Origin of the sequence: Nonomuraea terrae (assembly GCF_004348995.1) — a bacterium.
Lineage (GTDB): Bacteria > Actinomycetota > Actinomycetes > Streptosporangiales > Streptosporangiaceae > Nonomuraea > Nonomuraea terrae.
The window spans coordinates 1-12787 of record NZ_SMKQ01000246.1; the positions used below are offsets into that span (position 1 = coordinate 1).

Consider the following 12787-nt stretch of genomic DNA (forward strand, 5'->3'; position numbering starts at 1 on the left):
AGTCAGGGTCGGGGGAGGCAGGGCCGGGTGTCCAGCGGCGCTGTTCGTCGAAGTGTGGGATCGGGGTTTCCGGTTGGCGTCGTCCGAGGCGGGCGGGTCGCTTGTCGCGGTTGAGGCAGCGCTGGGCGCCGGGGTGGTGTCCGGGGTCAGGATGGTGGTGAACGGTGGGACAGTGGGGCTGGTCACTTGGCTTCCAGCATTGCTGTCCACATCTGGGCGAACTCCGGCAGGGTCTTGGCGGTTGTCGCGATGTTCTCCACCTCGACGCCGGGCACGCGGAGGCCGAGCACGGCGCCTGCGGTGGCCATGCGGTGGTCGTCGTAGCTGCGGAAGACGCCGCCGTGGAGCGCGCGGGGGCGGATCACGAGCCCGTCGTCGGTCTCCTCGCAGTCGCCGCCCAACCGGTTGATCTCGGTGGCCAGGGCGGCCAGGCGGTCGGTCTCGTGGCCGCGCAGGTGGCTCACGCCGCGGATGCGGCTCGGCGTCGTCGCCAGCGCCGCCAGGGCCGCGATCGTCGGTGTCAGCTCGCCCACCTCGTGGAGGTCGGCGTCGAGGCCGCGGATCTCGGCCGTACTGGTGACCGTCAGGTCGGCGGTGCCCGAGACAGTGCCCGAGTCGGTGCCGGAATCGGCGGCCGGGCGGGTGACCGTGGCCCCCATGGCGGCGAGCAGGTCCCGCAGCGCGTCGCCCGCCTGGGTGGTGCGCACCGGCCAGGCGGGGATCGTCACCGTGCCGCCCGTCACGAGCGCCGCGGCCAGGAACGGAGCAGCGTTGGACAGGTCGGGCTCGACCGTCATGTCTCTGGCCGCGATCGGGCCAGGCTCGACGCGCCACACGTCGCGCTCGCCGGCGTCGACCGTCACGCCCGCCGCCCTGAGCATCTCCACGCTCATCTCGATGTGTGGCTGCGAGGGCACCGGCGGGCCGACGTGGCGGATCGTGATGCCCTTCTCGAACCGCGCCGCCGTCAGCAGCAGCCCGGAGACGAACTGCGAAGAACCCGACGCGTCGAGCGTGACCTCGCCGCCGGTCAGCGGCCCCCTGATGGTGAACGGCAGCGCGTCGTTGTCGACCCGCGCGCCCAGGGAGCGCAGCGCGTCGAGAATGGGGCCCATCGGACGCTTGCGCGCGTGCGGATCGCCGTCGAACGACACGGGGCCGTCGGCCAGGGCGGCCATCGGCGGCACGAACCGCATGACCGTGCCCGCGAGGCCGGCGTCGATGCTCACGCCGCCGCGGATCGGGCCCGGCGTCACATGCCAGTCGACCCCTGCGGCGGTCTCGCCTGAGGCGACCAGGCTCGCGCCGAGGGCGCGCAGCGCCGACACCATCAGATCGGCGTCGCGGCTGCGCAGCGCCTGTCGTACGACACCGGGGCCGTCGGCGAGGGCGGCCAGCAGCAGCGCGCGGTTGGTCACCGACTTGGAGCCGGGCAGCCTGACGGTGGCGGTCACCGGGCCGGTCGCCGTCGGCGCGGGCCAGAGCGGTGCGGACGGGGTGGCGGACGTGGTCGCGGGCATGGTCAAAGAGTACTGGCCGTGCCAGGACGCGGTCACAGCCTGTGGATAACGAGTGGCCCCACTGTCGTCCCTGTGGATGAACGGCCCTGCCCATGACTGTGGCCGAACGGAGTTCCGTGGACTGAGGCCGAGCGTTATCCCGCGGACAGCCGCCAAGCCCCGTCAGCCGCCAAGCCCCGTGGACAGCGGCCGAGTCCCGTGAACGGTGGCCGAGTGTTCTTCGCGTGGACTCCGGCCGAGTCTTGATCTCCGTGGACGGTGGCTGAACGTAGCTCCCCGCGAACTGTGGGCGATCGTCCTTCCTCGCGGGTGGTGACGTATGTTCCACCTGTTGGTCTCGTCGCATGTCCTTCGCGGCGCACGACCGAGCCCTACGGACCACCCCCGTACCTCCGGACGAGACGAACACGCGAGCGAAAGCCCGGCGTGGCAAGGTGGGGTCATGTGCGGTAGATACGCCTCGGCGCGCAAGAAGCACGAGTTGCTTGAGGAGTTCCAGGTCGAGCAGGACGGCGACCCCGACACGGAGCTCGGCGCCGACTACAACGTCGCCCCCACCAAGAACGTCTACGCCGTGCTGAGCCGCGTCCCCAAGGAGGCCGAGCGCGCGGTGCGGCAGCTCAGGATCGTCAAGTGGGGTCTGGTGCCCGCCTGGGCCAAGGACCCGTCGATCGGGTCGCGGCTGATCAACGCCAGGGCCGAGACGCTGGCCGAGAAGCCGTCGTTCCGCCAGGCGTTCGCCAAGCGCAGGTGCCTGCTGCCGGCGGACGGCTACTTCGAGTGGATGCCGGTCGAGGGCGAGAAGAAGAAGAAACAGCCGTACTTCATCCATCCGTCCGACGGCGGGGTGCTGGCCATGGCCGGCCTGTACGAGTTCTGGAAAGATCCGTCGCGCGCCGACGACGACCCGCTCAAGTGGCTGGTGACCTGCACCGTCATCACCACCGACGCCGAGGACAACCTGGGCCGCATCCACGACAGGATGCCGATGATGATCGAGCAGGACCGCTGGGCCGAGTGGCTCGACCCCAAGCTGACCGACACCGGTCAGGCCGCGCGGTTGCTGGCGCCTCCGGAATCGGGGCGGCTCACGGCCTATCCGATCTCCACCGACGTCAACAACGTCCGCAACAATGGCCCGGACCTCATCAAACCTCTACCGGAAGTGGAGGAAACCGCCCTTTTCTAAGGTGTAAGAAGTGCATGAGGTGGGCATCCGGTGAGGAAAGCGATGCGTCCCCTTTACCCGGGGTTCGTCGCTCGGAAATTCTCCCCAATTCCTAACCGGGCTGGACATCCGGGGAGTCCCAGCCGCGGCTCATTTACCGGAGGTGCGGTGTCGTGGACGTCACGACCGCTCGTGAGCGGCTGGAATTCATGCTCGCCGAGCTGGACCGGTCGATCGGGGTGCTGCGGGGAGACCCCGTCGCCGTACGCGATCGCTCGACGGCGGACGCCGGCTCCGACCTGACCGACGCCGACCGCGCCCAGGCCATGCTCACCGTGGCCACCACGCAGCGTCACGCCGTGATCGAGGCGATCAAGCGCATCGAGGAAGGCGTGTACGGCCGGTGCGTCGACTGCCGCGAACCGGTGCCTGCGGGCCGGCTGGAGGCCCGCCCCGAGGCGGCCCGCTGCGTCCAGTGCCAGGGCAAACGCGAACGCCGCCGGTAATTCAGCTCTTGCGGGCGCTGGCCACCAGGTGGATGCCGACGGTGTCGTCGTCGTTAGGCTGCGCCTCCAGCTCCGTGCGCACCAGGTAGTTGAGCGCCCGCGCGTCGGAGCCCAGCACGTGGTCGACCGTGGACGGCGACAGCACCGTGCGCGGCCGCATCCACTCGACCTCCAGCCCGGCGCCCGCGAGCAGCTCGCGCAGCTGCCCGCTGCTGAAGCAGCGCGTGATGCTGCCGTCGGGCCACGGCACGAGCATGACCTCGCTGGTCTGCCGAAGGTGCTGCCACTGCCCCTGCTCGGCCAGGATCGCCATGCCCAGCACCAGCGAGTCGACGCACACCAGCGCCCGCCCGCCGGGCCGCAGCACGCGCGCCACGTCGTTCATCGCCGACTCGGCCATCAGCTCGATCGACATCGCCCGCTCCTCGCAGAGCACCGCGTCCACGCATCCGTCGGGCAGGAACGCCAGGTCGTCGGCGCGTATGTGGCGGACGCGGCCGGCGTCGTGCAGCCGTGAGTGCCCGTCGAGGGTCCGGCGGAAGTCGAGCACCTCGATCACCCGGTGGCCCGCCTTGGCCGCCTGCCCCGACCACCGCCCGCGCCCGCCCGACAGGTCGAGGACCACGGAGGGTTCGGCGGGAAGCCAGCGGTCGAGTTGTTCGGCGGCGACGGCGCGGTAGAAGGTCCAGTACGGCCCGAGCGTCCCTGAGCCGTTCAGTTCCTCGGCCGGAATGGGCAGCACACGCGACTCCTGGGTTCCGGGTAAAGGGCTACCAGCCGGTACGTTATGACGTTCCCCGCACCGGGTCCTTCGTACCTTCTATCTTGCGGGAACAGACAAGGGCGCGGGCGTGTTGCGACGAGCATGCTCACATTGCTCAGCCCCCAACCCACTGACGAGGAAGTCGTGGGTCAGCGGGTATCCTCCCCTGAGTACGGTGGTGTACCGCTACAGCCGGCCACCGGTGATCTTAGGGGGGTGGGTCCGGTGCCCGCGACAGGCGCGGAGACGCTGGAGCAGCGAAGCGAGCGATTCGAGCGCGACGTCATGCCGTTTCTCGAACAGCTCTACTCCGCTGCGCTCCGGATGACCCGAAATCCCGCGGACGCGGAAGACCTGCTACAGGAGACCTTCGCCAAGGCGTTCGCGTCGTTCCATCAGTTCCAGGAGGGCACGAACCTCAAGGCGTGGCTCTACCGGATCCTCACCAACACCTTCATCAACAGCTACCGCAAGAAGCAGCGGGAGCCGAAGCAGTCCGGCACCGAGGAGATCGAGGACTGGCAGCTGGCGCGCGCCGAGTCCCACACCTCGGCCGGCCTGAAGTCGGCTGAGGTGGAGGCGCTGGAGCACCTGCCCGACGGCGACATCAAGCAGGCGCTCGCGGCTCTGCCGGAGGAGTTTCGGATCGCGGTCTACCTGGCCGACGTCGAAGGCTTCCCCTACAAGGAGATCGCCGACATCATGGGCACGCCGATCGGCACCGTGATGTCGAGGCTGCACAGGGGACGCAGGCAGCTGCGGGGCCTCCTTGAGGACTACGCCCGCGAGCGTGGCCTCGTCCCGGCGGAGGGATCGAAATGAGCTGTGGCAAGCCCCACGAAACCGACTGCAGCGAGGTGCTGGACAAGGTCTACTCCTATCTCGACGGCGAGCTCACCGAGCACGACGTCGCGGAGATCCGCGTCCACCTCGACGAGTGCAGCCCTTGTCTGCAGGAATACGACCTGGACAAGGCGATCAAGCACCTCGTGGCCAAGCACTGCGGCTGCGATCCGGTGCCGGCCGACCTGCGTTCCAAGGTGCTCGCGCGCATCGCCGAAGTGAGATCGGAGCTCACCGCCGACTAGGATTCTCGGCATGCGCGTGTTGGTCACCGGGGGTGCCGGGTTCATCGGGTCGAATCTCGTCGATCGTCTGCTCGCCGACGGACACGAGGTCGACGTGGTCGACGACCTGTCCTCCGGCAACGCCGACAACCTGTCGGGTGCCGCCACCAGTGACCACTTCAGGTTGCACGTGATGAACGTCCTCGACCCGGGGCTGCCCGCCCTGATGGCCGAGTGTCAGCCCGAGGTCGTGTGCCATCTGGCCGCCCAGATCAGCGTGCGCAAGAGCGTGGCCGACCCCGTGCACGACGCCCGGGTCAACGTCGAGGGCACCGCGTCCGTGCTCGTGGCCGCCCGTGAGGGCCGTGCCCGCAAGGTGGTGTTCGCCTCCTCGGTGGCCGTCTACGGCCGCCCGGCGACGATCCCGGTGCCGGGCGACGCCCCGACCGACCCCCGCTCGCCGTACGCCGCCTCCAAGCTGAGCGGCGAGACCTACCTCGCGGCCTTCCGCGCGCTGCACGGCATCGAATACACCACGCTCGTGCTCTCCAACGTCTACGGCCCGCGCCAGGCCCCGGAGGGCGAGGCCGGCGTGGTGGCGATCTTCACCGACGCGCTGCTCGGCGGCACGCCCACGGTCGTCTACGGCGACGGCTCCCAGACCCGCGACTACATCTACGTCGACGACGTGGTCGAAGGCTTCGTCCGGGCCTGCGGGCAGCGCGGCGACGGCCGCAGGTTCAACCTCGGCACCGGCATCCAGACCACCGACCGGCGCCTGCACTCCCTCATCGCCGACGCGGCGGGCGCCCCCGACAAGCCCGGCTTCGCGCCGCCGCGCCTGGGCGACCTGCCGGCGATGGCGGTCGACCCGGTGCCGGCCCACGAAGGGCTCGGCTGGCAGCCGCGCGTCGACCTCTCGACCGGCCTGAAGAACACCGTCGAGTGGGCCGCCGGCCGTCGCCAGAAGTAGTGGCTTGATTACGCTTTGCTTGCGATTTCCGACTCGGCCCATCTGGCCACGTCGTCTTCTGTAGCGTGATTGCCAAAGTCGACGTGGAGGCATGTGGATGTTGAACTCAATGGTCGCCCGGTTGCTCACGGCCATCCTGGTGGTCGGCGCCGTGGTCATGATGTTCGGCCCGGTTCTTCCGCCGGGAGTTTCCTGGACCTGATCGCCGTGGAGGGCCGCAATGCGTGATCTGCCGTGGCCCGCAAGGGTCTATCTGGTCGCCGTGATCGGCGCGGTGGCCGCTCTCGTCGTACGCGGTGTGATCGTCTCCGGCACGCCGGTGGCCCCGGAGGATCTCGACATCCTCCTGGTGCTCGCGCTGCTGTTCCTGGTGTGCGAGTCGATGCCGACGCTGCTCACCGTCGAGCAGTTCGCGGTGTCGGTCAGCTTCTCGGCCTCGCTCGCGGCCGTGGTGCTGCTCGGCCCCGACGGCGCGGCGCTCGTGGGGCTGACCGCCGTGCTGAGCGTTCGGCCTGGGCTGCCGCTGGTCAAACGGCTGTTCAACGGCGCCCAGTTCGCCATCTGCGGCTACGCGGCGGGCTGGGTCTACGTGGCGCTCGACGGCCGGGTGGGCGTGCCGCAGGTCAACGCCTTCGACGATCTCATCGGTCCGTACGCCGCCGCCACGGCCGTCTTCGTGCCGCTCAACATCGCCCTGATCCTCACCATCGTGGCGCTGGCCACGCACGTGCGGCCCGCCGAGGTGCCGATGCGGGGTTTCGGCCAGTTCCTGCTGTCCTATCTGGGCTACGGCACGTTCGGGCTGCTCGTGGCGGGGCTGTGGGCCACGGTGGCGTCGATCTCGGCGGTGCTGGTGCTGGTGCCGTTGTTCGTGGCGCGCTGGGCGTTCGGCCAGTACCACGCCCAGCAGCGCTCCTACGACGCCACCATCGCGGCGCTCTGCCAGGCCGTGGAGACGAAGGACTACTACACCAGGGGCCACTGCACGCGCGTCTCGCACGCCTCGTCCATGATCGCCCAGGAGATCGGCATGGGTGTCGAACGCGTGCGCGCGATCCGCTACGCGGGCATGCTGCACGACGTCGGCAAGCTCGGCGTCCCCACCAAGGTGCTGCAGAAGGACGGCCCGCTCACCGAGGAGGAGTTCGCCGCGATCCAGCTTCACCCGATGCGCGGGCTGGAGATCGTGCGCGGCATCGGCTTCCTCGACGAGGCGTACGCCGGGATCATGCACCATCACGAGAAGCACGACGGCACCGGCTATCCGATGGGCCTGGCCGGTGACGAGATCCCCGAGTTCGCGAAGGTGATCGCGGTGGCCGACGCGTTCGACTCGATGACCTCCGACCGCTCCTACCGCGGCGCCCGGCCGGTCGGCGAGGCCGTGGAGGAGCTGCGCAAGAGCGCCGGCAAACACTTCGACCCGGTGATGGTCGCGGCCTTCATCCGCGCTCTCGAACGCGAGCCGTGGCAGCCGCCGCGGCGCGTCGATCCGCCGCCGCCCGAGGTGGCCGCGACCGCGCTGAAGGACCACGACGACCCGACGATGCCCATCCAGGTCGTGACGGGGCCATGATCGCGACGGAGCGGATCAGGCGGGCCGAGCGGCCGTTCAACACGGTGCTGCGCCGGCTCGACTCGGGGCAGTTGCTGCTCATCTGCGCGGCCGGGATGGTCGCGCTGGCGGGCGTGGCCCACACCGCCGCCGTGGGGCTCGACCGGCCGGAGATCGCGGTCGGGTTCGGGGCGCTCATCGCGGTCGGCGAGCTGGCCAGGCTCACCATGCCGGGCAACCGTGAGGTCGCGCCGATCGGCGCCGCCGCCGCGCTCGGCTACACGTTGCTGCTCGACCTCAGCCAGAACCCACTGCGCCACTCCGCGCTGCAGGTCGTGGCCGTGATCGCCGTCGGCATGGCCGCGGGCGCGCTGCCGCACCTGGCGGTGGGGCGCCCGCCGCGCCTCGACGCGATGGCCAGGCGACTGCTCACCGGCGCGTTGCTGGCGTTCGCGTTCCGGCCGCTGGCCGATCCGCTCTACCAGCTGACCAAGCCGCCGACCAGCACCTGGTGGCCGGCGCTCGCGGTCATGGTCGCGCTCATCGCGGTCACCCTGCTGATCGACGTGCTGATCGCCGCGCTGCTGCGTGCCGAGCAGGTCCGCACGGCGTTCCGGGTGGCCGTGCGCGACGAGATCAACATGGCCTTCCCGCTGGGCGCCGCCGTGGCCTCGTCGGGTGTGCTGCTCGCCCTGGCCACGCACAGCATGGATCTGGTGGCGCTGCTGGTCTTCGCCGCGCCGCTGCTGGTCACGCAGGTGGCCTTCCGGAAATACGCCGGCATCCGCGCGACCTACCTGCAGACCGTACGCGCCCTGTCGCGGGTCACGGAGGTCGGCGGCTACGTCGAGCCGGGCCACTCGCGGCGGGTCAGCCGGCTGTCGGTGGCCATCGGCCGCGAGCTCGGCATGGCGGAGCCCGAGCTGCTGGAGCTCGAGTACGCCGCCCTCATGCACGACATCGGCCAGCTCTCGCTGCGCGACCCGATCCCCGGCGGCGCCACGGTGCTGACCGAGCCGGAGCAGGCCCGCCGCATCGCCGAGCTGGGCGCCGAGGTGATCAGGCAGACCGGGGTGCTCGACCGGGTGGCCGAGATCGTCAGGCGGCAGTGCGACTCGATCACCGACGACCCGCCGCTGGCCAGCCGGATCATCAAGGTGGCCAACGCCTACGACGACCTGGTCGGTCCCTCGACCGACCGCGACCGCGGCGGCGCGGCCCTGGAGCGCATCAGGCTGTCGTCGGGGGGCGCGTACGATGCGCATGCGATCGAGGCGCTCGGGCGGGTCATCGACCGCGGGCGCGTCTGAGCCCTACAGTCGGCGACACGTCTGCCGGGTTTCCCGCCGTTCACTTTTGTGGGGTTCCTACAGATCAGACTCGCCGGATCGGTGCTTTCGGGGGAAAGGGGTCAAGGCGTCACCGGCCGTAAGGTGGTCGGCGTGCTTACTGAGACGCTCGGACCCGTTCTGATCGCCAACCGAGGGGAGATCGCGCGGCGGATCATCCGCACGGTCAAGCGGATGGGCCTGCGTGCCGTCGCGGTCTACTCCGAGGCCGACGCCGACCTGCCGTTCGTTCGCGAGGCCGACGAGGCGGTGCTGCTCGGCCCGGCCAACCCGGCGCAGAGCTATCTCGACACCGCCAAGGTGCTGGAGGCCGCACGCGCGACCGGCGCGAAGTCGGTCCACCCGGGCTACGGCTTCCTCTCCGAGAACGTCGCGTTCGCGCGGGCCGTGATGGAGGCCGGGATGACCTGGATCGGGCCGTCGCCCGAGGCCATCGACAAGATGGGCGACAAGATCAACGCGCGCAACCTCATGGAGGCCGCCGGCGTGCCGGTCGCCGCGGGCACCCGCGAGCCGGTCACCGACCTGTCGCTGGCCCTGAAGGCCGCCGAGCAGATCGGCTACCCGGTCATGGTCAAGACCGCGGGCGGCGGCGGTGGCATCGGCATGAGCGTCGCCCACGACGACGAGGGCCTGGCCAAGGCGTACGAGCAGGCGGCCAGGGCGGCCTCCCGCTTCTCCGGCGACGCCCTCGACGGCCCCGCCGTGCTCCTTGAGCGCTACATCGAGCGGGCCCGTCACGTCGAGGTGCAGATCCTCGGCCTGCCCGACGGCAGGGTGCTGGCGCTGGGCGAGCGTGACTGCTCGGTGCAGCGCCGCCACCAGAAGGTCGTCGAGGAGTCCCCGTCGCCCGGCATCACGCCCGAGCTGCGCGAGCGCATGCTGGCCGCCGCGGTGCGGGCCGGCGAGGCCGTCGGCTATCTCGGCGCCGGCACGGTCGAGTGCCTCGTCGACGCCGACCAGCAGGACTTCGTCTTCCTGGAGATGAACACCCGGTTGCAGGTCGAGCACCCCGTCACCGAGCTGGTCACCGGGCTCGACCTGGTCGAGCTGCAGCTGCGCGTCGCCGCGGGCGAGAGCCCTGAGGTGTCGGCCGAGCCGCGCGGGCACGCGATCGAGTTCCGCGTCTACGCCGAGGACCCGAAGCGGTTCTTCCCCGGCCCCGGCGTGATCAAGGTCTGGGACGAGCCCACCGGCGACGGCGTCCGTGTCGACTCCGGCTACGCCGCGGGCGACACCGTCACGCCGTTCTACGACCCGCTGATGGCCAAGCTCTGCGTCTACGGCGCCGACCGGGCCGAGGCGCTGGAGAAGGGGCGCAAGGCGGTCGCCGGGTTCGCCGTCGAGGGGCCCAAGAACAACCTGCCGTTCTGCGCCGAGCTGCTGGAGAACGCCGAGTTCGTCACCGGCGACTACGACACCGGCCTGGTCGCGCGCATGCGCTCCTAGGCGGCATGAGATTGTTGGTTCATTTCGAAGAGGGGAGTTCCGGTGGCTGAGGTACGCGCGGAGATGGTGGCGAACGTGTGGAAGGTCGTCGTCAGCGAGGGCGACACCGTCTCCGACGGCGACACGCTCGTCATCCTCGAGTCGATGAAGATGGAGATCCCGGTGATCGCCGAGGACGACGGCGTGGTGACGGCTCTCAAGGTCGCCGAGGGAGACGTGATCCAGGAAGGCGACCTGATCGCGGTCATCGAGTAGCGCGGGCGACGAACGCGGCGCGGTCGACCACGACGCGTTCGATCGTGCCCTTGCCCACGACGGCGCGTTCGTCGTGGGCCTCGAACGCGAAGACGAGCCTGCGCCCGTTCACCTCGGTCAGCTCGACGCCCACCTGGACACGGGCGCCGAGCGGGCTGGCGGCCATGTGCTCCAGCTCCACCCTGGTGCCGACGGAGGTCTGGCCCGGCGCGAGGTGCGACCGCACCGCGCGGACGGTCGCCGCCTCGGCCAGCGCGAGCAGCCGCGGCGTGGCGAGCACGGGCACGTCTCCGCTGCCCACCTTCTTGGCGGTGTCGTCCATCTCGACCACGATCACCGACTGGGCGCGCAGCCCCGGAACGAGCGTCATGGAATGAGCCTACTCAGCCGCTGGTTGACTTCCGGGAAACGCGGACAAGTGCGGGTGCAAGGCCCCAGGATAGGCTTTGTACGGCTTGAGGCATTTTTAGTGGCATGTGAGACAGGTGAGTCGTACACTCTCTGAGTTCCGTGACCACTGTGTTACCTCACCGCGACAAAACTTCGCTTTGTTGGAGATCCGCGCGGCGGCAGAGGTTACAGAGGTAGGGGGGTAGCGGGGGAATTATGGTGGCCCAAGGGACGACGCTGGCGGGGCGGTATCGGCTGGACACCCGCATCGGCGCCGGAGGCATGGGCGAGGTGTGGCGCGGCGAGGACATCGTCCTGGCGCGCACCGTCGCCGTCAAAGTGCTGCTCCCTGGCCGTATGCAGGACCCCGGGTTCGTCGCCCGCTTCCAGGCGGAGGCGCGGGCGATGGCCACGATCAACCACTCCGGCGTGGTCGACGTCTACGACTACGGCCTGAGCGGCGACACCGTCTACCTGGTGATGAAGTTCGTCGACGGCGAGCCGCTCGACCGCCTGCTGGGCCGGCTGGGCCGTATCCCGCCGCAGGCCGCCATGGAGCTCATCGCCCAGGCCGCCTCGGCCCTGCAGGCCGTGCACGACCAGGGCATCGTGCACCGCGACGTCAAGCCGGGCAACCTGCTCGTGCAGCGCGACGGCACGCTCGTGCTCACCGACTTCGGCATCGCCCGCTCCGACCTGGCCAACCGGCTCACCGACGCCGGCATGGTCCTCGGCACCGCGGCCTACTGCGCTCCCGAGCAGGCCGAGGGCGCGCCCGTCACGCCCGCGGTCGACATCTACGCGCTCGGCGTGGTCGCGTACGAGTGCCTGGTGGGGCAGCGGCCGTTCGACGGCGAGAGCCCCGTCACGATCGCGCTCAAGCACATCCGTGAGGCCCCGCCGCCACTGCCGCAGGAGATCCCGCAGGCGGTCCGCACGCTGGTCGACATCGCCCTGTCGAAGGACCCCGCGCGGCGTTACCCGAGCGCGCGGGCCATGAGCGAGGCGGCCCGCGCGATCGCCTCCGGGCAGGTCCCCACCGCGCCGGAACCGCCTCCTGCGCCCGTGGCGCCCACCACCGGCGCCACCATGCCGCCGCCGCCCGAGGCGTACCAGCACCAGGGCAGCCAGCACGTCCCGAGTCCTTACGAGACCGGCGTGCGGATGGCCCAGCAGGACACCACGCTGACCGAGCGGCGCGGAAGTCGGCGCGCGGGCAGGGGTTCGCGCAGGACGGGGCTCATCGCCGGCATCGCGGCGGCCGTCGTGCTCGGCGCGGGCGCGACCGCGGTGGCCCTCACCGGCATGACCGGCGGAACGCCGGAGCCCACGGTCAGCGCGAGCCTGATCAACGAGGACGAGCCCACCACCGAGCCGCCTCCCGAGCCGACCGTGACCAAGACCACCAGGTCAGCCGAGCCGACCAGGACGCAGCAGCGGCCGTCTCCCTCGGAGTCCAGGCCCACGAAGCCCACCGAAGAGCCGACGAAGACCCCCACCAGCACGCCCAGCACGAGCCCCTCGCCGACCGTGTCGCCGTCGAAGACCCCGACGAATTCGCCGACTCCGACGGTCAAGAAGGTCGCGGTGCCCAAGGTGGTCGGCATGTCGTTCTACGCGGGCAAGGACCTGGTGGAGAAGGCCGGTCTGGAGTACAAGCTCGACGACCAGACGTCCACCACCAACGGCACCCGCTGCGGCAGGATCGACAAGACCTCGCCGGCCGGCGGGACGATGGTGGAGCCCGGCAGGACGGTCGTGCTGGCCGTCGTGGACGGCGTCTGCCCCGAGG

At 70.4% G+C, this 12787-nt stretch carries 13 protein-coding genes; 10 read left to right on the top strand and 3 right to left on the bottom strand.

What is annotated here, in order from left to right:
- Positions 1 to 182: 182 nt before the first annotated feature.
- Positions 183 to 1520 (bottom strand): 3-phosphoshikimate 1-carboxyvinyltransferase, encoded by a 1338-nt coding sequence (gene aroA / locus E1286_RS41460; RefSeq protein WP_132621927.1) that lies wholly within the window; start codon positions 1518 to 1520, stop codon positions 183 to 185.
- A gap of 442 nt (positions 1521 to 1962) precedes the next feature.
- Here aroA and E1286_RS41465 point away from each other — a divergent pair, with 442 nt between their 5' ends.
- Both E1286_RS41465 and E1286_RS41470 read left to right on the top strand, forming a co-directional pair.
- Positions 1963 to 2709 (top strand): SOS response-associated peptidase, encoded by a 747-nt coding sequence (locus E1286_RS41465; protein WP_132621929.1) that lies wholly within the window; start codon positions 1963 to 1965, stop codon positions 2707 to 2709.
- A 152-nt stretch (positions 2710 to 2861) separates the two neighbouring features.
- On the top strand, positions 2862 to 3194 hold the full coding sequence (locus tag E1286_RS41470; protein ID WP_132621931.1) for a TraR/DksA family transcriptional regulator: 333 nt from the start codon (positions 2862 to 2864) through the stop codon (positions 3192 to 3194).
- Position 3195: 1 nt separating this feature from the next.
- Here the strand turns inward: E1286_RS41470 and E1286_RS41475 are convergent, their stop codons facing one another.
- Complete coding sequence (locus E1286_RS41475) at positions 3196 to 3936, bottom strand: class I SAM-dependent methyltransferase (protein WP_132621933.1); 741 nt, start codon at positions 3934 to 3936, stop codon at positions 3196 to 3198.
- Positions 3937 to 4173: 237 nt separating this feature from the next.
- Between E1286_RS41475 and E1286_RS41480 the strand changes: the two genes are divergently transcribed.
- From E1286_RS41480 to E1286_RS41510, 7 genes are all read left to right on the top strand, one after another.
- Positions 4174 to 4779: a sigma-70 family RNA polymerase sigma factor gene (locus E1286_RS41480; protein ID WP_111184069.1), complete on the top strand. Its 606-nt coding sequence runs from the start codon at positions 4174 to 4176 to the stop codon at positions 4777 to 4779.
- Positions 4776 to 5045: a mycothiol system anti-sigma-R factor gene (gene rsrA, locus E1286_RS41485; RefSeq protein ID WP_132621935.1), complete on the top strand. Its 270-nt coding sequence runs from the start codon at positions 4776 to 4778 to the stop codon at positions 5043 to 5045. Before E1286_RS41480 ends, rsrA begins: the two co-directional genes overlap by 4 nt.
- A 10-nt stretch (positions 5046 to 5055) precedes the next feature.
- Positions 5056 to 5997, top strand: a complete 942-nt coding sequence (locus tag E1286_RS41490; protein ID WP_132621938.1) for an NAD-dependent epimerase/dehydratase family protein — start codon at positions 5056 to 5058, stop codon at positions 5995 to 5997.
- Positions 5998 to 6217: 220 nt separating this feature from the next.
- Positions 6218 to 7573 carry an HD-GYP domain-containing protein gene (locus E1286_RS41495; protein ID WP_132621940.1) on the top strand — a complete coding sequence of 452 codons (1356 nt, stop codon included), beginning with the start codon at positions 6218 to 6220 and terminating at the stop codon, positions 7571 to 7573.
- On the top strand, positions 7570 to 8862 hold the full coding sequence (locus E1286_RS41500; RefSeq protein ID WP_132621942.1) for an HD-GYP domain-containing protein: 1293 nt from the start codon (positions 7570 to 7572) through the stop codon (positions 8860 to 8862). Before E1286_RS41495 ends, E1286_RS41500 begins: the two co-directional genes overlap by 4 nt.
- Positions 8863 to 8994: 132 nt before the next feature.
- Positions 8995 to 10350, top strand: coding sequence for an acetyl-CoA carboxylase biotin carboxylase subunit (locus E1286_RS41505; RefSeq protein ID WP_165970155.1), 1356 nt, complete (start codon positions 8995 to 8997; stop codon positions 10348 to 10350).
- A gap of 42 nt (positions 10351 to 10392) precedes the next feature.
- Positions 10393 to 10605 (top strand): biotin/lipoyl-binding carrier protein, encoded by a 213-nt coding sequence (locus tag E1286_RS41510; protein ID WP_132621947.1) that lies wholly within the window; start codon positions 10393 to 10395, stop codon positions 10603 to 10605.
- On the opposite strand, the gene E1286_RS41515 is transcribed toward E1286_RS41510, so the two are convergent.
- A complete protein-coding gene (locus E1286_RS41515; RefSeq protein ID WP_132621949.1) occupies positions 10595 to 10975 on the bottom strand; it encodes a thioesterase family protein in 381 nt (126 codons plus the stop codon). The genes E1286_RS41510 and E1286_RS41515 overlap by 11 nt on opposite strands.
- Before the next feature lie 236 nt (positions 10976 to 11211).
- On the opposite strand from E1286_RS41515, the gene E1286_RS41520 reads away from it, so the two are divergent.
- The coding region (locus E1286_RS41520; protein WP_132621951.1) for a serine/threonine-protein kinase at positions 11212 to 12787 on the top strand (1576 nt) is incomplete at its 3' end.

Excerpts from the sequence above, each read along its gene's own strand:
- E1286_RS41490 (WP_132621938.1), top strand. The coding sequence starts at position 5,056 with ATGCGCGTGTTGGTCACCGGGGGTGCCGGGTTCATCGGGTCGAATCTC.
- E1286_RS41465 (WP_132621929.1), top strand. The coding sequence starts at position 1,963 with ATGTGCGGTAGATACGCCTCGGCGCGCAAGAAGCACGAGTTGCTTGAG.
- E1286_RS41495 (WP_132621940.1), top strand. The coding sequence starts at position 6,218 with ATGCGTGATCTGCCGTGGCCCGCAAGGGTCTATCTGGTCGCCGTGATC.
- rsrA (WP_132621935.1), top strand. The coding sequence starts at position 4,776 with ATGAGCTGTGGCAAGCCCCACGAAACCGACTGCAGCGAGGTGCTGGAC.
- aroA (WP_132621927.1), bottom strand. The coding sequence starts at position 1,520 with ATGCCCGCGACCACGTCCGCCACCCCGTCCGCACCGCTCTGGCCCGCG.
- E1286_RS41500 (WP_132621942.1), top strand. The coding sequence starts at position 7,570 with ATGATCGCGACGGAGCGGATCAGGCGGGCCGAGCGGCCGTTCAACACG.
- E1286_RS41515 (WP_132621949.1), bottom strand. The coding sequence starts at position 10,975 with ATGACGCTCGTTCCGGGGCTGCGCGCCCAGTCGGTGATCGTGGTCGAG.